The sequence below is a fragment of the Haloechinothrix sp. LS1_15 genome, from assembly GCF_033042135.1.
Taxonomy (GTDB): domain Bacteria; phylum Actinomycetota; class Actinomycetes; order Mycobacteriales; family Pseudonocardiaceae; genus Haloechinothrix.
This window is the reverse complement of the sequence record NZ_WBXM01000003.1, coordinates 382,720-401,924: the sequence shown is the minus strand read 5'-3', so window position 1 is coordinate 401,924 and position 19,205 is coordinate 382,720. Positions and strand designations below refer to the sequence as shown.

Annotated in this window: 22 protein-coding genes and 1 tRNA gene; 10 read left to right on the top strand and 13 right to left on the bottom strand. The window is 67.6% G+C overall.

The window, feature by feature from the left end; translation table 11 throughout:
- Positions 1–3 precede the first annotated feature (3 nt).
- Positions 4–420, top strand: a complete 417-nt coding sequence (locus tag F8178_RS07085) for a hotdog fold thioesterase (protein ID WP_317493914.1) — start codon at positions 4–6, stop codon at positions 418–420.
- 181 nt (positions 421–601) lie between these two features.
- A complete protein-coding gene (locus F8178_RS07080; protein WP_317493852.1) occupies positions 602–1,834 on the top strand; it encodes an ABC transporter substrate-binding protein in 1,233 nt (410 codons plus the stop codon).
- A 197-nt stretch (positions 1,835–2,031) separates the two neighbouring features.
- On the opposite strand, the gene F8178_RS07075 is transcribed toward F8178_RS07080, so the two are convergent.
- The 5 genes from F8178_RS07075 to F8178_RS07055 all read right to left on the bottom strand — a co-directional run bounded on the left by F8178_RS07075 (position 2,032) and on the right by F8178_RS07055 (position 6,647).
- Entirely contained in the window at positions 2,032–2,826 is a 795-nt protein-coding gene (locus tag F8178_RS07075) for an ABC transporter ATP-binding protein (RefSeq protein WP_317493851.1), read from the bottom strand.
- On the bottom strand, positions 2,823–3,683 hold the full coding sequence (locus tag F8178_RS07070) for an ABC transporter ATP-binding protein (RefSeq protein ID WP_317493850.1): 861 nt from the start codon (positions 3,681–3,683) through the stop codon (positions 2,823–2,825). Before F8178_RS07070 ends, F8178_RS07075 begins: the two co-directional genes overlap by 4 nt.
- Entirely contained in the window at positions 3,673–4,662 is a 990-nt protein-coding gene (locus tag F8178_RS07065; RefSeq protein WP_317493849.1) for a branched-chain amino acid ABC transporter permease, read from the bottom strand. The genes F8178_RS07070 and F8178_RS07065 overlap by 11 nt, the downstream gene beginning before the upstream one ends.
- 10 nt (positions 4,663–4,672) lie before the next feature.
- Positions 4,673–5,887: a branched-chain amino acid ABC transporter permease gene (locus F8178_RS07060; RefSeq protein ID WP_317493848.1), complete on the bottom strand. Its 1,215-nt coding sequence runs from the start codon at positions 5,885–5,887 to the stop codon at positions 4,673–4,675.
- A 166-nt stretch (positions 5,888–6,053) separates the two neighbouring features.
- Positions 6,054–6,647 (bottom strand): response regulator, encoded by a 594-nt coding sequence (locus F8178_RS07055; protein ID WP_317493847.1) that lies wholly within the window; start codon positions 6,645–6,647, stop codon positions 6,054–6,056.
- 168 nt (positions 6,648–6,815) lie between these two features.
- On the opposite strand from F8178_RS07055, the gene F8178_RS07050 reads away from it, so the two are divergent.
- From F8178_RS07050 to F8178_RS07040, 3 genes are all read left to right on the top strand, one after another.
- Positions 6,816–6,889 (top strand) — tRNA-Leu (locus F8178_RS07050).
- 180 nt (positions 6,890–7,069) lie between these two features.
- Positions 7,070–8,233 (top strand): tyrosine-type recombinase/integrase, encoded by a 1,164-nt coding sequence (locus F8178_RS07045; RefSeq protein ID WP_317493846.1) that lies wholly within the window; start codon positions 7,070–7,072, stop codon positions 8,231–8,233.
- Between the two features lie 55 nt (positions 8,234–8,288).
- Positions 8,289–8,870 (top strand): NUDIX domain-containing protein, encoded by a 582-nt coding sequence (locus tag F8178_RS07040; protein ID WP_317493845.1) that lies wholly within the window; start codon positions 8,289–8,291, stop codon positions 8,868–8,870.
- On the opposite strand, the gene F8178_RS07035 is transcribed toward F8178_RS07040, so the two are convergent.
- Together F8178_RS07035 and F8178_RS07030 are read right to left on the bottom strand one after the other, a co-directional pair.
- Positions 8,832–9,953 carry a tetratricopeptide repeat protein gene (locus F8178_RS07035; RefSeq protein ID WP_317493844.1) on the bottom strand — a complete coding sequence of 374 codons (1,122 nt, stop codon included), beginning with the start codon at positions 9,951–9,953 and terminating at the stop codon, positions 8,832–8,834. The genes F8178_RS07040 and F8178_RS07035 overlap by 39 nt on opposite strands.
- Before the next feature lie 183 nt (positions 9,954–10,136).
- Positions 10,137–10,526, bottom strand: a complete 390-nt coding sequence (locus F8178_RS07030; RefSeq protein ID WP_317493843.1) for an XRE family transcriptional regulator — start codon at positions 10,524–10,526, stop codon at positions 10,137–10,139.
- Positions 10,527–10,692: 166 nt separating this feature from the next.
- Between F8178_RS07030 and F8178_RS07025 the strand changes: the two genes are divergently transcribed.
- From F8178_RS07025 to F8178_RS07010, 4 genes are read left to right on the top strand one after another with little or no spacing between them, the layout of a single operon-like run.
- On the top strand, positions 10,693–10,977 hold the full coding sequence (locus F8178_RS07025; protein WP_317493842.1) for a helix-turn-helix domain-containing protein: 285 nt from the start codon (positions 10,693–10,695) through the stop codon (positions 10,975–10,977).
- Positions 10,974–11,360 carry a WhiB family transcriptional regulator gene (locus F8178_RS07020; RefSeq protein ID WP_317493841.1) on the top strand — a complete coding sequence of 129 codons (387 nt, stop codon included), beginning with the start codon at positions 10,974–10,976 and terminating at the stop codon, positions 11,358–11,360. The genes F8178_RS07025 and F8178_RS07020 overlap by 4 nt, the downstream gene beginning before the upstream one ends.
- Positions 11,357–11,689, top strand: a complete 333-nt coding sequence (locus F8178_RS07015; RefSeq protein WP_317493913.1) for a hypothetical protein — start codon at positions 11,357–11,359, stop codon at positions 11,687–11,689. Before F8178_RS07020 ends, F8178_RS07015 begins: the two co-directional genes overlap by 4 nt.
- Entirely contained in the window at positions 11,686–13,899 is a 2,214-nt protein-coding gene (locus F8178_RS07010; protein ID WP_317493840.1) for a cell division protein FtsK, read from the top strand. Before F8178_RS07015 ends, F8178_RS07010 begins: the two co-directional genes overlap by 4 nt.
- A gap of 129 nt (positions 13,900–14,028) precedes the next feature.
- Here F8178_RS07010 and F8178_RS07005 read toward each other — a convergent pair whose 3' ends face one another.
- The 4 genes from F8178_RS07005 to F8178_RS06990 form a co-directional block, all read right to left on the bottom strand.
- Positions 14,029–14,238, bottom strand: coding sequence for a hypothetical protein (locus F8178_RS07005; protein ID WP_317493839.1), 210 nt, complete (start codon positions 14,236–14,238; stop codon positions 14,029–14,031).
- Between the two features lie 96 nt (positions 14,239–14,334).
- Positions 14,335–14,754, bottom strand: coding sequence for a hypothetical protein (locus F8178_RS07000; RefSeq protein WP_317493838.1), 420 nt, complete (start codon positions 14,752–14,754; stop codon positions 14,335–14,337).
- Positions 14,754–14,999 carry a hypothetical protein gene (locus tag F8178_RS06995; protein ID WP_317493837.1) on the bottom strand — a complete coding sequence of 82 codons (246 nt, stop codon included), beginning with the start codon at positions 14,997–14,999 and terminating at the stop codon, positions 14,754–14,756. Before F8178_RS06995 ends, F8178_RS07000 begins: the two co-directional genes overlap by 1 nt.
- Positions 14,999–15,394, bottom strand: a complete 396-nt coding sequence (locus tag F8178_RS06990; protein WP_317493836.1) for a hypothetical protein — start codon at positions 15,392–15,394, stop codon at positions 14,999–15,001. Before F8178_RS06990 ends, F8178_RS06995 begins: the two co-directional genes overlap by 1 nt.
- Positions 15,395–15,500: 106 nt before the next feature.
- Here F8178_RS06990 and F8178_RS06985 point away from each other — a divergent pair, with 106 nt between their 5' ends.
- Complete coding sequence (locus tag F8178_RS06985; RefSeq protein ID WP_317493835.1) at positions 15,501–16,691, top strand: hypothetical protein; 1,191 nt, start codon at positions 15,501–15,503, stop codon at positions 16,689–16,691.
- A gap of 380 nt (positions 16,692–17,071) precedes the next feature.
- Here the strand turns inward: F8178_RS06985 and F8178_RS06980 are convergent, their stop codons facing one another.
- Complete coding sequence (locus F8178_RS06980; RefSeq protein WP_396345053.1) at positions 17,072–17,392, bottom strand: hypothetical protein; 321 nt, start codon at positions 17,390–17,392, stop codon at positions 17,072–17,074.
- A gap of 614 nt (positions 17,393–18,006) precedes the next feature.
- Positions 18,007–19,011 (bottom strand): PQQ-binding-like beta-propeller repeat protein, encoded by a 1,005-nt coding sequence (locus tag F8178_RS06975; protein WP_317493834.1) that lies wholly within the window; start codon positions 19,009–19,011, stop codon positions 18,007–18,009.
- Between the last annotated feature and the right edge of the window lie 194 nt (positions 19,012–19,205).

Below are 19,205 nucleotides of genomic sequence, written 5' to 3'. Positions count from 1 at the left end.
ACCATGGCCGACGTTCCCGGTGCCGATCCGGAAGCGGCCGACCAGCAGCTCGCCGACCGGATGGGCATCACCATCACCCAATGGGATGCCGAGCGTGTCGTGGCGACCATGCCGGTGGCTGGCAACCTGCAGCCGTACGGGCTGCTGCACGGCGGCGCGAACGCCGTGCTGGCCGAGACCCTCGGCTCGATCTGCGCCGGGCTCAACGCCGGTCACGGCCGGGTGGCGGTCGGTCTGGACCTGCACTGCACCCACCACCGCGCGGTGCGGGACGGCAGCGTCACCGCAACGGCGGTGCCGATCCATACCGGGCGTAGCACGGTGACCGCGGAAATCGTGATCATCGACGACCGGGGACGCCGCACCTGTACGGCCAGGCTCACGTGCCTCATCAGGGATAACGCACCAGGAAGCGGCTGAGCTGCGGGTCGGCCGACGCCACATTGCGAAAAGATCGCGATTGCGCGCCATCGCTCGATCAGCCGTCTACGGAGCGTTAGGATCCGCACGAATCAGACGGATATGGGGCCCACCGGCGACCAACCGGCCGCCTGTACGGAAACGCCCCGTCCGTGCAGGTACGAACAACAGGAGGCTAACCGTGCGAGTCTCGACAGGCTGTCGTATCGCGGCGCTGACCGCCGCCACCGCGCTGGTGGCGTCGGCATGCGCCCCCGATGACGACGAGGAAGCCTTACAGATCGGCCAGGTCGTCCCGCAATCCGGTGACTTGGCGTTCCTGGGGCCACCGCAGGAACAAGCGCTTCGCTACGCCATGCACACCATCAACGAAGCGGGTGGCGTGCTCGGCGAGGAGCTCCCGGACCCGATCGTCAGGGACGAGACCGAGGAGGAAGCCCAGGCCTCCGAAGCGGCCGACGAGGTGCTGCGCGGCGGCGCGCACGCGCTGATCGGGGCCGCCGCATCCGGCATGTCGCTGGCGTTCGTCGACCGGGTCAACGACTCGGGCGTGGTGCAGTGCTCGGGCTCCAACACGGCACCAACGTTCACCGATGCCGCCCACGAGTACTACTTCCGGACTGCGCCCAGCGACGCCCTACAGGGCCTAGTGCTTGGTGAGCGGATCCTCGAGGACGGCTACGAGCGCGTCTCGCTGGCTGCCCGCGCCGACGACTACGGCCGTGGCCTTCTGGAGAACACGGCCGAAGCCGTCGAGGAAGGCGGTGGCGAAGTGGTCGCCACCGACACCTACGACCCGGACACCACCGACTTCTCCCCGGTCGTGAGCAACCTGCTCGACCCAGGCCCGGATGCCGTCGTGGTGGTCGGCTTCGAGGAGGGCGCGCAGATCTTGCGTGACCTGGTCGAGGCAGGCGCCAGCCCGGAGGAGGGTGTCGGCCTGTACGGTGCCGACGGCCTGAACGAGCCGAACCTGGGCGAGCTGGTTTCCTCGGCGAACCCCGGCGCGATCGAGGGTATGGTGCTCACCGCGCCGAGCACGCCGGAGCCCGAAGCGTTCCTGGAGCGTCTGCAGGAGTTCGCTCCTGACCTGGATGGCTTCCAGTTCGCGCCGCAGGTCTTCGACTGCGTCACGATCGTGGCGCTGGCAGCTGAAGCCGCAGGCAGCACCGACCCGACCGTGTTCGTCGACGAGATGATCGGGGTGACCAGGGACGGCACCGAGTGCACCTCGTTCGAGGAGTGCCGCGAGCTGATCGAGGACGGCGAGGACATCAACTACAACGGCGTCAGCGGCCCGCTGGAGTTCAGCGATGTCGGTGAGCCGAGCGTAGCCACCATCGGTGTCTTCGAGGTCGACGATGAGGGCACCCCGGGCGGTATCGACAGCGTCGACGTCCAAGCGGACGAGTAAGCAGTAACGCGGGAGGAGTGGGGCCCGGCTCCTGACGAGTCGGGCCCCACTCCTGTGTTCTATCCCGGCCAGAGTCACCCGCACCACACCCGACAGTCCTCGCTCATCGCGCCCCACAGTCGCGCGCGCCCACAGTCGCGCAGGGAAGCAGCGGCGACGGCTGACGCGTACCTGGTCCGGGTGCCTAGTGCGGGTGCTCAGTCCACCTTGGCGAGCGTGCCCAGGTAATACTCGATCACCTTCGGGTCGTGCAGTAGCTGGTCACCCGAGCCCGTGTAGGCGTTGCGTCCTTGGTCGAGGACGTAACCGCGGTGGCAGATCTGGAGACAGCGGCGGGCGTTCTGCTCCACCATGACAATGGACACCCCGGCGTCGTTGACCTGCTGTACCTGCTCGAACACCTGATCCTGGTAGATCGGTGACAGGCCGGCGGAGGGCTCGTCGAGGAACAGCACCTCCGGCTCGGACATCAGGGTGCGACCCATGGCGAGCATCTGGCGCTCACCGCCGGAAAGCGAGCCAGCGCGCTGCTTACGGCGCTCGGCGAGCCTGCCGAACAACGACGCGACCTTTTCGAACCGGCGATCGAACTCCTTGGGCTTGAGGAACGTACCCATCCGCAGGTTCTCCTCCACGGTCAACGCGGCGAAGACGTTCTCCCGTTGCGGCACGTAACCGATTCCCCTCGCCACCAGCTTGTGCGGCTGCGCCTTGGTGATGTCGGAGCCGTAGTAGGTGACTGTGCCGTCCCTGATCGGCACGAGGCCGAACATGGCCTTGATCAGCGTCGACTTGCCCGCGCCGTTGGGGCCGATCACCCCGACCAGCTCACCCTGGCCGAGGGTCAGGCTGCACCCGGTCAACACGTTGACCTCGGGAACGTAACCCGCAACGATGTTCTCGGCGTGCAAAATAACGTCGTCACCCGGCTCACCGGCCCGCGGTTCGGCGCCCTCGACGTTGTCCTGCTGCGGTGTGTCGTCTGTACTCATGACGTCAGCTCCTCCGCGGGCGGTGTGCCGTGCTGCTTACCCAGGTAGGCGTCGATCACAGCGGGGTTGGTGCCGATGCTCTGTGGCGGCCCTTCGGCGATCACCTGGCCCTCCGCGAGGCAGACCACCCAGTCGCTGATTCCCATCACCGCATCCATATCGTGCTCGACGAAGCACACCGTCAGGCCTTCCTCGTCACGGAGCTTGACGATGTGTTCGAGCAGTGACTGGGTCAGTGCCGGGTTCACTCCGGCCATCGGCTCGTCCAGCATCACCATGGTGGGCTGCACCATCAGGGCACGGGCCAGTTCGAGCAGTTTGCGCTGCCCGCCGGAGAGGGTGCCCGCGAACTCGTCGCGCAGGTGGTCCAGCCGGAACCGCTCCAAGAGTTCGTCGGCCCTGTGCCGGATGGCGCGTTCCTGCCGGGACCATAGCGGCCGGAACACCGCCGCCGTGATCGCCTCGCCTCGCTGGCCGGTCGCGGCGAGCTGCAGGTTCTCCAGCACCGTCAGCCGTGACAGTGCCTTGGTGAGCTGGAACGTGCGTACCAGGCCGTGCCGCGCCACCCGGTAGGCGGGCATGTGCGCCATCTTCTTGCCGTCGAACCACCAGCGCCCCGAACCGGGCCGGTCGAACCCGGTGAGGACGTTGAACAGGGTGCTCTTCCCGGCACCGTTCGGACCGATCAGTGCGGTGATGGCGCCGCGCTGCACTTCGAGGTGGCTCACGTCGACGGCCATGAGTCCACCGAAGGCGCGGGTGACGTCGTCGACCTTCAGCAGCGGGTCCGGCTTGGCGACACCGGGCTCGGCGGCGACGTCCGCGAGCGGCGTGTACGCGGTCGTGTCATCGGACATCGAGCACCATCTCTTTCCTCTTACCCAGGATGCCCTGCGGCCGGTACACCATCAACAACAGCAACCCGATACCGACAATGACGTACCGTGCCGCGCCGATATCCGCAGGTTCCATGATCGCCGCCGGGATGTAGCCAGCGCGCATGGCCTCGTCGAGGAACGTCTCGAAGGACCGCAGGATGAACCAGAACAGCAATCCTCCGATCACCGGGCCGAGCACGCGACCCGCGCCGCCGAGCACCAGCATGGTGTAGAGGAAGAAGGTGACCACGGGATCGAACCCATCAGGGGTGACCGACTGTCGGTGGACCACCCACAGGATCCCGCCGATGGAGCCGATCACGCCTCCGAGTACCAGGCTCTGCAGCTTGTAGGCGTAGACGTTCTTGCCGAGGCTGCGCGCGGCGTCCTCGTCCTCCCTGATGGATCGCAGCACCCGGCCCCAGGGACTGTGGATGAGGAAGTAAACCAGGATCACGGCCAGCAGTACCAGGCCCCAACCCACACTCCTGGTCCAAACCTCGCGCGAGGTCATCTCGATCACGCCGAAGTCGTAGCTACCCCGTGGGATCGGGTTGAGGTCGTAGAAGTCTCTGCCGACGCCGGTCAGCCCGAAGACACCGCCGGTGACCGGTTCCGCGGCGTCGGATCTGTAGAACAACCGGAGAGCCTCGCCCGCCGCGATGGTGGATATCGCGAGATAATCAGCACGCAGCCGCAGGGCCGGTATACCCAGTATCAACGCGAGCACCACAGCGCAGGCGATACCGACGAGGATGCCCAACCATAGCGACAGTCCGAACTCCACCGATACCGCGGCGCCGTAGGCGCCGACGAGCATGAATCCGACCTGCCCGAAGTTGAGCAGGCCCGTATAGCCGAAGTGGATGTTCAAGCCGATCGCCGCGAGGATGAACGCGATCGCTGTTGCGCCCAGCGCACCGTGCAGGCCGTTGGCGAGGATCAGTTCGAAGTTCATATCGGCCCCCTCACCCGACCCTTTCCTTGCGGCCGAGGACGCCCTGCGGCCGGACGATCAACACGACGATCAGCACCAGCATGGCCCACATGTTCTGCAGCTCCGCCGGGAACCAGAGGGTCGACACGTGGGCGACGACGCCAACGGCGAATCCACCCACCATCGCGCCGTACGGCTTACCCAGGCCTCCAAGGATGATTGCGGCGAACATCAGCAGCAGCAGGCGGAAGCCCATGTCCCAGGCGACCACCTGGGTCAGCCCGAACATCACACCACCGAAGGCGGTGAGCCCGCCTGCCAACATCCAGACCACCATGATCACGTAGTTGACGTTGATCCCGGAGGAAGCGGCGAGGTCGCGGTTGTCGGCGACCGCCCGGATCGCGGTGCCCACGCGGGTCCGTTCCAGCATGAGCGCCACAGCGAGCAACACGATCACCGACAGGCCGAGCACCCAGAGACCGCGTGGCGTCGCGGAGAACCACCACCAGTTGATGACCGGCTGCACCTGATAGTCGGTGTAGTTCCCCGGACGAGAGCCGTACACGATCAGTATGAGATGCCGGATCAGCAACGCGAGCCCGATCGAGATGATGAACATGTTGATCCGGCCGACGCCGCGCATCCGCAACGGACGCCACAATCCGCGATCCAGCCCAGCGCCGAGCAACGCACCCACGATGACCGCCAGCACGGTCGCCGGGATGATGTGCAGACCTGGGCCGATCACCGCCGCGTTGAAGAAGAACGCGACCACCATGCCGAACGTGACCAGCTCACCGTGGGCGAAGTTGATCAGGCGTGTGGTGCCGAAGACCAGCGACAGCCCGACGGCGCAGATCGCGATGATGCCGCCGTACTGGAGCCCGGTGAGTAACGTCTGGGCCAGCCGTTCCTGGAACGGTGCGCCTACCGGCGGCGCGGGTTCGTCGATCTCGTCCTCGGTGCCCGCAGGGGGATCGTCGACCGGATCATCGGGCTCCTGCGCGAGGATCGAGGCCTCGCGTTCCCCTCCCGCTGCGAGCAGTTCGACGTCGGCTGGGCCGCCCCGGGCCACCACATCGACCCGTTCGGCAGGTGCGGACTCCGTTACCTGACTCGTGTCGGCGACGCCGGGTTCGGCCGGGTCGCCCGTGGCGGCCAGTGCCGTGCCCGGCGCCAGTATGAACAGCGCGAGAAACGCCAGCACGGCAAGCGCTCGCGCGATAACACTCCGTGGTTTCACCAGGGTTTCCCTGTCTTCCTTCCTCAGCCGTACGCCAGCGGATCACACCGTCGCACGAAGAGTGGCATTCTCCGGCGACTGAACGTAGCCGTAGCACGCCGTGTTGCCCAGAGTTGTTCACTGGCCGTTTTCACATCGTGATCGAACCGCGTGCATCAGCCACCGGCTACTTCCCGATACCGTCCACCACCGCCTGGGCGATCTCCTTCATCGTCGTCCGGCGATCCATGGCAGTGCGCTGGAGCCAGCGGAACGCCTCGGGCTCGCTGAGGCTCTGCTCCGTCATCAACAACCCTTTGGCCCGGTCGACGAGCTTGCGCGTTTCCAGCTTCTCGTTCAACCCCTCTACCTCGGCCTCCAGCGCCTGCAGCTCGGCGAACCTGCTGACCGCCAGCTCCACGGCCGGCACTAGTTCACGCTTGGCGAACGGCTTGACGAGGTAGGCCATCGTACCCGCCTCGCGCGCACGCGAAATGAGGTCGCGCTGGCTGAAGGCCGTCAGGATCACCACCGGCGCGATCCGATCCCCGGTGATCTTCGATGCGGCCTCGATGCCGTCCATCTTCGGCATCTTGACGTCCAGGATCACCAAGTCCGGCTTGAGCTCGGTGGCCAGCGCAATGGCTTCCTCTCCGTCGGAGGCCTCGCCGACGACCGTGTAGCCCTCCTCCCGCAACATCTCGACCAGGTCGAGGCGGATCAGGGCCTCATCCTCGGCGACGAGCACTCGCCGCTGGGCTTCGGCGGTCGATTCCGTCACCGGAAGTCCTCCTGCAAACGTGGATGGGGTCGATCTGGGTTGTTGCGACAGCCTACCGGGGGTAGGAGCTGGCGGCGGAAGCCTGCTCGCAACATGCGTGACTCGCGGCTCACCCGTAACCGACCTGGAGTACTAGCACCGCGAGCCATGCCGTAGAGTTGGATCATCGCCCCCGTAGCCCAATCGGCAGAGGCGGCGGACTCAAAATCCGTGTAGTGTGCGTTCGAGTCGCACCGGGGGCACAGGGCCTGACCTGGGCCAACAACCGAAGAGAGATCAACAGGCGCAAGCCCTGTCCATGACTGTGTCCATGAGCTAGGCTGGACACCATGGCCAGGGCTAGTCGTGTTGGTCGAACGAGGGGGAACATCCGTCAACGGGGAGGCTCCCTCCAGGTCCGCCTGTACGCCGGGCGTGACCCTGTGACCAGCAAGGATACGTATCTCTCGGAGACGATCAAGGGCACCGACAAGGCGGCCTGGCGCAGGGCGGAGGACAAGCTCGCCGAGTTCCAGGACCGGGTCGCCAATCAGCGGGCGGCGGCCTCCTCTGTCACCCTGGGCTACGCGCTCGACGAGTGGCTACGGGTGACAGAGATCGAGGACAGCACCCGCAATACATACGTGGGCTACATTGAGCGCACCATCCGACCGGTCCTCGGTTCGGTGCCTGCCAAGAACATCGACGCACGCACGCTGGAAGGCTTCTACACCGAGCTGCGGCGCTGCCGTTCGCGCTGTGACGACAAGCCGTTCATCGAGAAACACCAGGCGCGCGACGCGGACCACGACTGCACCGAGAGCGGGTGTGTGGCTCACCGCTGCCGCCCCATGTCGGCATCGACCATCCGCCAGCTTCACGCCATCATCAGCGGCACCCTGTCCGCCGCCGAGCGGTGGGGCTGGATCGCGAACAACCCGGCACGCGCCGCGCGCCGACCGAAGCCGAAGCCGCCATCACCGGACCCGCCCACCCCGGCGGAAGCCGCCCGGCTCGCCGAGGAAGCCTTCACCATGGACGACGACTGGGGAACCCTCGTGTGGCTTGTCATGGCCACCGGCATGCGCCGGGGCGAACTGTGTGGTCTGCGCTTCTCCTGTATCGACTTCGACGGCGAGGTGATCGATCTACGCCGCAACTGGGTGCTGGGTAAAGAGAAGGACACCAAGACCCACCAGAACCGCCGCATCGCACTCGACAGCGAGACCATCACCCTGCTCAGGGAACACAAGGCGCGGGTGAAAACGCGTGTCGAAGCGCTCGGTAAGAACTTCAGCGACGAGCTGTTCGTCTTCAGCGGCAGCAAGACGCCGGACCACTCGGAGCCCTACTCCCCCAACGCCGTGAGCGCCCGCTACCGCACCATGGCGCGCCGCGTGGGCGTGGATACCCACATACACGCGCTGCGGCATTACTCGGCGACCGAGTTGCTGACGGCTGGCGTTGATCTGCCGACTGTGTCCGGGCGCCTCGGGCACGGCGGAGGTGGCGCCACGACGCTGCGCGTCTATGCCGCTTGGGTCGCTGCTAGCGACCGAAAAGCCGCCGAGATCCTCGGCTCTCGCATGCCCAAACGATCGAGCTAGTTGTATGAAGTGAGGGAGCAAAGTCAGCCTGGCGTTGCCCCGTACCCTGACCCTCGTGACTGAGGAACAGGCCTCCTGGCAGACGTTCGGTGAGCGGTCGATCTATGACAGCCGTTGGGTTCGGTTGGGCTTGACTGATGTGCAGGCGCCGAATGGGCAGCGGTGGGAGTATCACGTTGTTCACCTGCACCGGATCGCGATCGCGCTGGTGGTGGATGAGCACAACCGGGCGTTGATGCTGTGGCGGTACCGCTTCGTCACGGGCCAGTGGGGGTATGAGCTGCTCGGGGGGCTTGTCGAGGATGGTGAGGAACCTGCGGCTACGGCGGCTCGTGAGGCGGCTGAGGAGAGCGGCTGGCGCCCGTTGGGAGAGCCCGATCATTTGATCAGCTTTGAGCCGTTGCCGGGGCAGGTGACCGCACCGGTGGATGTGTTCCTGTGGCGGGGGGCTGAGCGGGTGGGTGAGCCAACCGATACTGAGGAGGTCGGCACGCTGGAGTGGGTGCCGTTGCGCCGGGTGCCGGAGCTGGCGCGGCGGCAGGAGTTGCTGGGGTCGGGGGCGTTGGTGCCGCTGCTGTACTACTGCGCTACGCGTGGCCTAGCGGGTGGGCAGGATGAGGCTTCCGAGTCGGCGTAGTTGCCGGTCGGAGGTGATCTGGCTGGCTAGCCTGCGGGCTTGCCGGGCGTAGTCGCGCGCGGTGCTGGCATCGCCTGCGGCGGCGTGGGCGTAGGCGAGGTCGACGAGCATGGCGGTGCGGGCGCGGGTGAAGTCGGTAGGTAGTCGGGGTAGGGCGTTGGTGAGTTGGTCGATGGCTTCGTGTTCGCCGAGGCGGGCGAGGGCGTGGCCGCGCCAGCGGTCGAGGTGGGCGCCGCCGAGGAACAGGAACGGTAGCTCGGGGTCGGTGGGATCATCCGGCAGCAGGCTGGCGGCCTGGTCGAAGGCGCGTAGGGCGCCTTCGCGGTGGCCGGTGGCGGCCAGGCCCTCGCCGTGGGCGGCGGCCAGCCAGGCGCGCAGCAGCGCGGGGGCGGTGTGTTCGGCGAGGGTGCGGGCGTGGGCGAGCTGGTCGACGGCCGCCTGGGGGTGGTCGAGGTCGGTGAGGATGAAGGCTTGCTGGGCGGTGGCATGGGCGAGTAGGGCGGGTGATTCGGCTTCGCGTGCGGCGGCTTTGGCGGTTTCGTGGTGTTGCCAGGCCTGCCGGATGGCGTTGCGGTCGAGGGCTTCCCATCCGGCCAGGGCGGAGGCTTCGGCCAGCACGCCCGCGAGCTGTGTGCGGGCGGTGCCTGCGGTGCTGTAGCCGAGGAGATCTTCCACCTGGCTGATGTGGCTACGGAGCTGGTCGAGCTGGGTGAGCGCGCCGAACTGGCGATCAACCCGGCGGGCGTGGTCGACCTGCTGACGAAACAGCCGCACCGCCTCGGCGTCGACGCTGCGGGCGCGGTCCAGCCGGGTGATCAGCTCCTCGGCATCGGGATCGGCGTCCTGTTCGGGCGGGAATCCGAGTTCGGTGTTGGTGCGGCCGTAGATCTCGCGGAACAGTTGCCGGTAGGGCTGGCTGACGGTTTCGCGGCCGTTTTCCCACCGGGACAGTTTGACTTTCAGGCTCGCCTCGGTCATGACCGGAATGTCACGCGCGGCCGCGCGCTCGCACAGCAGGCGAATCACCCGGGCCGCCGAGTAGCCGGATTGCTGGCGCACGCTTTGCAGCCGGGTCGCAACCATGGTTCTCACCGCCCCCGATAACGGCTGTGACCAGGCGAATTAATCGCAGTTAATACCCGTGGGGTTAACTGCCGCCATCTGTTAGCGGGCGCGATTGTGGCGTGTCCTGGAGACATGCACACAGACACCAACTGGCCCGCAGAGCGGGCACACGGACACGACCGCTCCCCCACCATGGCGGGCTCACCGTCCGTTCGAGCCGGTGAACTTCTCGGCCATCGAGGACAGGCGGCGGTCGACCGTGTCGAGGCGTTCGGTGATGTCGTCGAGCCGGTCTTCCATCGCCTCCAGGCGGGCCAGGATCTGGTCGGTGACTGCGTCCCCGGTCTGGCCGGGATCCAGCGGTTTCTGTCCACGCAGGACAGCCGAGAGGTGCTGCGGGTGCCACTCCAGTGCCAGCGACAGCGCCTCGAGGGTGCGGGCGCTGCGGCGCCGCTGCACGGTGTGGTGCTGGATCTCACGCACGATCGCCTGCGACACACCCGAGCGCTCGGCCAGCTCGCGCTGGCGCAACCCCAGCTCGGTCACGCGCTCGTTGATCGCTCGCGCGACCGCCGCCCAATTCTCGGTCACCTATTCCTCCGTGCTCCGCCTGCACGGCGAGGTTAACGCTTAACGCATTCCCCGCGGCGCCAATCCTGGGCAGCGTCGCGCTTTCGGAGCAATCACGCTCCATTTTGAGCTGATATCAGCTTGTTTTTCCACTGAAATCATTCCATTCTGTTGGAGGAAATCCCTCATGAGTACCCCTGTGTCTTCTGGTGCCGGACGGCCGGCGTTTTACACGGTGGCTGAGGCTGCCGAGTTGTTGCGGGTCAATCCGGCGACGGTGTATCGAGCCATCCGGGAGGATGCGTTCCCGGCGGTGCGGATTCGGGGGCGGTATGTCGTCCCGGCGGCCGCGCTGGATCGGTTGATCGCTGAGGTGGTCGAGTCGGGTGGCTGTGTCGATCCGGCTCGGCTGATCGAGGAGCGGCGTACCGCGCGGGAGTTGGATGGCCGGTTCGGGGGTGGTGCCCGATGAATCGGGATCACCTGGATGAGCTGGCATTCAAGCTGACCAAGTTGCGGCATGTGCCGGATGAGGTGCTGGCCGAGCTGGTCACCCGGGACGGGTTGTGTTTCTGGGCCTTCGACCGCGACGAGATCCCGGAGCACTCCGGTATCGAGGATGCCGATCGGGCGCTGGCGGCCTGGCTGTGCGCGGGTTGTCCGGTGATGGAGGAGTGCCTGGAGCTGGAGCTTCGCGCCGGAGGGGAGCACACGGTCGGTGTGTGGGGTGGGATGTGCGAGCAGGATCGGCAGCGGTTGTATCCGATCTGGCGCTGGCACCGTGAGCACCCGCCCGAGCCCGGCGAACCCGACCACGAGCCCGACGAGCACGAGGATAGGGGTGGGTGGCGATGACGCTGGACCTGTCCCCCACCGAGGTTCTGGCTGGGATCGGCGTGGTGTTGGCGCTGGTGATCGCGTGGCGGGCGGGCTCCCGGCGTGCCCGGCGGGCGGCTGAGGCCGCCCGCGCGGGTGCCCGCCTGGTCTCGCTGGCCGGGCGCGTCGCGGTCACGGCGGCGGCGCTGCTGGGTGCGCAGTGGCTGGTGATCCACTATGTGGACAACACCACGCTGCTGATCATCCTGCTGGCGGTGCCCAACGTCATCGCCGCGCACGTACTCACCCGCACGCTCACGGTCACCGAACTGCCTGTCAGCAGGCGGGAGCGGGGTGGGCGGCCATGACCGGCCAGCAGCACCAGCGGCCGGACGGCAAGGGGGTGGTCGCCTCCGGGCGGCCACCCCACCCACCCGGTACCGAACCGTCGGGGGCGGTGGAGCATGTCGGTCCGGTCTACGACGCCGAACTCATCGACGACATACCGCCGAACGGGCAACACCAGCAGCACCCGTCACGGTGGTGTCGGTGGTGGCAGTGGTTGGCCGCGCGGTGGAGGGGCTCGCCGCGTGTGCCGCTGTGGCTCAAAGACCGCACCCAGCTCACGCAAGCCGCCAAGGATGCCCTCGCCGCCGTGCTCACCTCGCCCGTGCGGTTCGCCGGTGCGGTGGTGCGGGGCACGGTGACGGCGGGTCGGGTGTGGCGGCGGTGGGTGTCGGTGGCCGACTACCGGCAGGCGGCCGAGGAGGCGGGCAAGCTGGCCGATAAGTACACCGACATCCGGGCGCTGGCACTGTTCCGGTGGAAGGTCACCGGCGCCGCGCTGGCCGTGGCCGCACTGGCTGTCACGTGGAGCGTCCTGCTGTCTGATGACCGTCTACTCTGGCTCGTCGGTGGCGCGCTCGCGGTGGTGCTGGCGGTATTCGGGCGACGGCGGGATGGTCAGCCGGGGCGCAGGCAGGCGTTGGCCGGGCCGCGCTCCCTGACCTGGACCATGGACCCGCACATTCTGGTGGATGCCTTCCGGGACGCCCGGTTGATCGGCAAGGACGAAACGCTGCGGCTGGTGGATCGCCCCACCCGCCAGGGCCACGGGTGGGCGGTCACCCTCGACCTCCCGGCGACCCGTAAGGCGGTGGATGTGCTCAAGCATCGCGACGCGCTGGCCTCCGCACTCGCGGTGGACGAGGTGCAGCTTGTGGTCGAGCGGGTGCGCGGCACCGGCGGGCACGCCGGACGCGTCGCCCTGTGGGTGGCCGACACCGACCCCTACGACACCCCACCGAAACGCACCCCACTACGGGACGCGGAGCGGTGGGATGCGTGGCAGCCGGTGCCCTTCGGTCGCGACGCCCGCGACCGGCCCGTGGTGCTGCCGCTGGTGTGGACCTCGCTGCTGATCGGGGCCATCCCCCGGCAGGGCAAGACCTTCGCCGCCCGGCTGGCCGCCAGCGGGCTGATCCTCGACCCGCACGCGCGGCTGTATGTCGCCGATTTCAAGGCGGGTAAGGATTGGGACGCCGCCCAAGCCGTGGCGTATCGGTTCCTGTCCGGCGACGACCATCATCATGTGCTCGCGCTGCGGGACTGGCTGGCCGAGCTGGTCGAGCACGTGCAGTCCCGCTACCGACGCATGCGCCAGCTCGATGATGCCACCTGCCCCGAATCCAAGATCACCCCGGCGATGTCGCGCGACCCCGCGCTGGACATGCCCATCACCGCGCTCGTGATCGATGAGGTGCAAGTGCCGTTGGAAGACCGCACCCCGGTCACCGTCGACGGGCAACGCCTACCCACAGGCGAACGCATCGGCGAGCTACTGACCTGGCTGGCCAAGAAAGCCCCAGCCGCCGGGGTGGTGCTGATCCTGGCCACCCAACGCCCCGACTCCCGCACCATCCCCTCCGGACTCCGCGCCGTGCTGGGCTCCCGGTTCGCGCTACGGGTCATGGACTGGCGCGACTCCAACATCATCCTCGGCGAGCAAATGAACACCCGAGGCCACGACGCCAGCCGCCTGCTGGCCGCCCACAAAGGCGTGGGCATCCTCCGCCCCGACGGTGACACCACCAGCGGCGAGGAGGTCGCCACGACCGTGCGCACCTACTACGTACCCGGCGACGACTGGAACGCCCTCTGCCAACACGGCCATACCCTGCGCGAAGCCGAGGGCACCCTGACCGGCCACGCCGCCGGACACCACCACACCCCCCGCCTCGACCACGCGCCGTCCGTCGCCGCCCTCGCCAGCGGCCACGGCAGTTCCGGCGGGCACGAGGCCGACAACGTGCCGGAACCACTGGCCTCAGTGGCCGCTTACCTCGCCGACGACCTCGACAGCGAGCACGGGCGCGAGTTCGTGCCCACCGCCGAACTCCTCGACGCACTCGACACCGACGCCACCACCTTCGCACGCGGCATGCACGACCTCGGCTGCCAACCGGTCCGGCGCCGGATAGTCGACCAGGACGGCACATCCCGCCAGGTACGCGGCTACCGCACCGCCGACATCCACGCCGCCCTCGATCACCACGGCGGCGGTAAGGACGATGGATAGGCCGTCACAACCGCCCGTCACACCGCCGGGTGCCCGTCACAGCCGCCGTGACAGGCCATCAGGGCTCCTGCGCTGGGGAAACATGGTGCGTGACGGGTGTGACGGGTGCGCGCGAGCCCGTCACACCCGTCACTGTGGGGCACCACCGGACTCGGGGTCGGACGTCTCCGGTGGGGTGTCACAGCCGACCTGTTCGGCCAGGTGGTCGACAGAAGCGACCAACCGGCCCGCGAGTGTGGCCAGTCGTTCCACGCGCTGTTCGATCGCGGCCAGCCGCTGCGCGATCGCCGCACAGTGACAGGCGCGCGACCCATTGCCGGGGTCCTGCTCGCCTAGCATGGCTGGCCGCACTTGGCGCAGACTTTGCCCCCGCCGCCCTGCACCGGGATCGGGGCATGCGCCCGTCCCTCCGGGCAACCCCCCGCTGTCGGCGGTTCAGGCGGCCTCGCCGGGGCCGGGATCGGGGTAGGGGTGGGTGCAGTGTTCATCGCTGATTGCCTCCACGAACAGACAGATCACGCCGCTGGCGGTGGGCACGTCGACATACAGCGAGTCGCCCCGCGAGGCGATCGCCAGGTGCATCCGCCGCGCCCGCGCCAGCTCCTCGGCATCCCCACAGGACACCCACCGCTGCTCCGCCGGAGCCCACGTCCGGCGCCGCTGGATACGCGCGCGGGTGTGCCGCTCGATCCAGTCGGCCACCGCCACCGGATCGGCCAACACCGCATCCGGCGCGGTCTCCAACCGCACGTGCCGGTACCGCCACCGGGCGGTGTCGCTGCGGGGCAACAGGTAGGCGTGCCAGTGCACCCCACGCCAGCGCCAGGCATCCGAGACCACCAGCGGGCCCGCCATTACCCCGGCCCCTCGCCCAGCTCCCTACCGGGCGGGGGAATCCGCGCCAAGCATCGCTCACACGGCATGCCCCCGGGCCCGTCCATCAGCTCCAGCTCATCCGGCCCGAACACCGCCCCGCAGAACGCCACCAGCCGCAGCGGCAACGGCTCCCCCGGCTGCGGCGCGGGCAACACATGCGCCACCCGCCGCGTCTCGCCCACCGTGCCCGCCACCGGGCGGGCGATCAGCAACCGCACCCCCATCAGCCCTCACCCCCTGCGGGGTGGAACCCGGTGGGAACGGGCGAGGTCGGGGTCAAGCCCGTCCCCACCGGAGACTGCGACCACCGCGCTCGCCCGGTCGTTGGCCCGTGCTGGGCGCGCTCGCGTCGCTGGCGCCACTCGCGTGCCCGCTCGGGGGTCACCAGGCGCGGATGCGCCCACGCCAACCGCCGACACCGGGCGCATGGCGGGCCGGGGGCCTCGCCCAGCGCGCCGGGCATGACCACGTGTCCGCACAGCGCTCGATACCGGCCCCGCTGTTGGGAGCGTCCCGCCAGCTCGGCGTGGGTGACCACGTGCTCATGACCATCGTGCACGCACGCCACCCACGCGGCCCGTACCGCGCGCTCGCGTGGCTGGCGCTGTGTCCCGTTCACTATCGCCTCCACATACGTCACCGGTCTGACCAGGCACGAACGCCTGTGTCACACTGAAATCAGCTTGTCGTTAGCGCATGGGACCGGAACAGGACACGAGCGGGACATGACGGGGACATCTCCAGGCGGCGCCACCGGGGGCGAGCACGCGCGGTCGCCGCGCACGCTGCTGGAACACAAGATCCGCGAACGCAGGCAGTCCCTGGAAGAGTTCGCCGACTACGCCGAGCAGTTCGCCCGCCAGCACGGCGAACCCGGCACGCTCAGCGTGCGCCACCTCAAACGGCTCGTCGCCGGACACGGCGCCCACGGGCAACCCCTCGGCCGCCCCCGGCCAGCCACCGCCCGGCTACTCGAACGCATCTTTGACACCACCATCGACGAACTCCTGGCACCCCCGCACACCGCCGTGCGAGACCAGCGCGACGACGAGCGCGAGCTACGCCGGATGCTGCACGCCGCCGCCCGCATCGACAGCACCACACTGGCGCTGCTACGCGATCAGCTCAACGCCACCCGACGACTCGACCGGCAGCTCGGCGCGATCATCGCCCACGACGAAGTGCTCACCAAGACCCGCCAAGTCACCCAACTCCTCCACCACAGCCTCACCCCCGCGACACGATCCCAGCTCGCCGCACTACTGTCCGAACTGCACAGTCTCGCCGGATGGCAAGCCCTCGACATGGGCCAGATGCACATCGCCTGGCAACACTACGAACACGGCCGCATAGCCGTCAGCGACACCGAACACCCCGCCTACCGCGCCCACACCATCGCCGGGCAAGCCTTCGTACTCATCGACCTCGGCGACACCGCCAACGCCAACACCATGCTCGCCGCCACCCGCGAACGCACCCACCGCACCACCAGCCGCCTCATACGCTCCTGGCTCGCCGCCGCCCACGGCGAAGCACTCGCCGCCGACCAGCAACCCGAGGCCAGCGAGCGCGCCTTCGACGAAGCGGACGCGCTGCTACCCAATGACACCGCCGATGCCGACGGACCTTACGTCGCCCTCGACCCCATCCACCTCGCCCGCTGGCGCGGCCACGCCCTCGCCCGCACCGGCAACCCCGAAGCCATCGACGTCCTCACCACCGCCCTCGACCACCTCGACCCCACCTTCACCCGCGCCGAAACCGCGCTACGCGTCGACCTCGCCCAAGCATTGGCCGCTTGCGATGAGCCGATCGAAGCCCGCAAGCAGGTCGAGCAAGCAGACACCCTCGCCTCTCACATCGGTTCGACACGCCAGGGGCGCAGGATCAGCACACTTCGTCATTCGCTCCAATGAGAGGATCTCAGTGGGCTTACTATGCCGAAATGTGGCGATCAGCCTGCTCGCGACCAGTCATCGCCGTTACCTGCCTCCCCATCCTCTGACGACCCCACTCGCTACCTCGACTTGTCCATGCTCTTGTCCATGAACTGCGGTCGGTTGCGGCACTCTCAGTGCTTCATGGACAACTCCAATCGGAGAACATGCAGGTAACAGGACTAAGTGATTCCGGCCAGCCGACTCAAAATCCGTGTAGTGTGCGTTCGAGTCGCACCGGGGGCACCACCACAGAGCAGCCCTGAACGGCCCCTCACCAGGGAAAACCCGGCGAGGGGCCGTTGGTGTGATGTTCGGCCATATACGGCTGTCACCGGGGCTAGTCGGCTATCTGTGGACTATTCGTGGACGCGCTCGGACGGGGCGTCGAGGCCGAGGACCTTCCCGATGCGGTCGCGGGCGGTGTCTTCTTGCCCGGCGAGGACCTTGGCGTAGATCTGGTGTAGCACCGCTACGGAGTGCCCGGCCCACTCGGCCACCTGAGTCGACGGCACTCCGGCTGCCAGCCAGGTGGATACGCAGGCGTGCCGCAGGTCGTAGGGGCGGCGCGCCAGCACCGAGTGATACTCCTGCTCGCTCAAGGCCGCCTTGCGTGCCCGGTCCCACACTCGGAGGATGGTGGACTCGGCCAGCTCACCGCCGGTCAAGCTGCGAAACAACCGCCCAGCCGACGCGACGCCGAACCGCTCCAGGTGACGATGAAGCAGTGTGGTCGGCGGGTGAGTCCCGGCCGACGCGGTGCGTGATCCGCTCGGTGTTGTACCGGGACTGCCACCTGCTGGTTGTGTCGTTGACCGTAGCTAAGGCTGGCCAGCGGGCCGGTGCGACACGGCGACTCCTCACGGACGCTCGGTGTTGTACAGGCCTATCGCGGTCTCGGCGAAGGCATGATCGAGCGCGTAGGCCACCGTCCCGATCGAGGGCACCTACCCCTCGAGGTCGAGCGTGTCGCAGGCGGTTGGCGCTCGGTGCCCAACAGCGTGGTCGTGCCCTGATGAGTACGGTCGCCCAGCTGGATGCACGTCGCCCGGTGCGGTCGCTGGTCGACACGCATCACCACACCGACCACACCTTCGGCAACTACGTGGTGCCCGGCCATGGTCCGGTGGGTGGTGCCGAGCAGATCGTCGCGGTCCACCGCTACCTCAAGTTTCTCGGTGAGGTCGCCGAATCCGCGCATCAGCGCCGCCTGTCGCCGCTTGAGGCTGCCGGAGAACTCGATTTCGCGGTACCACAGGTGCTCCCGCCGCACATCGGGTCGAAGCGTTCGACCTTACCGCCCGCGGTCGTGGCCAGCTACCGTGTATGCACCCGGATCGACCGCTACGGCACGTACGGCGCTGGTGTGACCGGTATATGCCCATAGGTGATTACCGTCAGCATCGATCTTGTGTACCTCGTCATCCTGGCTTGCGGTGTAGGCATTGCCGTGTTCGTCGACCGCCACCTGGACCACGCGTCCCGTGTGGTGCCCGGTGTAAGCCCAGTACCGTTCCCCTTCCGGACTGAGCTTGTGCACTTCGAAGTCGGCAGCAGCAGTATAGATATCCCCCTCGCTGTCGACCGCGACGTCGAACACCGAGTCTGAGTGCCCGGTGTACGCCCAGACCCGCTGGCCGTCGGGATCGATCTTGTGTACCTCGTCGTCCCAGCTCGCGGAGTACACCATGCCCTCCGGATCAACCGCCACACCGCGCACAATGCCGTCATGCTCACCGTAGCGCCAGGCTACCTCCCCGTCCTGTGTGTACTTGACAATCTGCCGTGAACCGGCGGAATAGACGTTTCCATCACCATCGATAGCGAGTGCATTGGGAACGCACGGTGTGCTGGTGCTGAACACCAGGGAACCGTTGGGGTCGAGCTTGCGAACGTCACATGTGGTGGTGACACCCTCTTCTCGCTCGACACCCGCATAGGCGAACCCGTCGGCATCGACGGTGACTGTCGTGACGAACTCGTCCAGATTACCCGGATAGGACCACACTACCTCGCCGTTCGGGTCGAACTTCACCACGCTGTTGGCCACCACAGCATGTACGTAGCCGTCGGGGTCGACCTCGACATCGTCGCCGATCCCGCCGCCGTTGAAGCGCCACAGCCTTTCCCCCGTCGGGTCGAGCTTGTCGACCTCGGCAGTGGGAAGCGTTGAGTCGTAGCCAGCGGTGTAGACAGAGATCTCGGGCGATGCGTGAGATGCTGGTCCGCCAGCGAGCGATGGTACAACCGTCGCGCTGGCCAGTACGGCCACAAGTCGACGTGCTTTCGGCCCCGACATGATGAACCTCCCCCGATAGTGTGCGCTGTGCCTCAGACACGAAGCGTCTCACGTGCATACACGCGGCATCGAGCCGAGCGGTTGCCTCGCGCCCGAAGCTCGGCTACCCCTTTGGTGGAGAGAATGACGGTGCCCGTCCTGTCCTGCATGATGCACGCAGTATCCAACCGGAACCGGCACCATTCACACCTCGG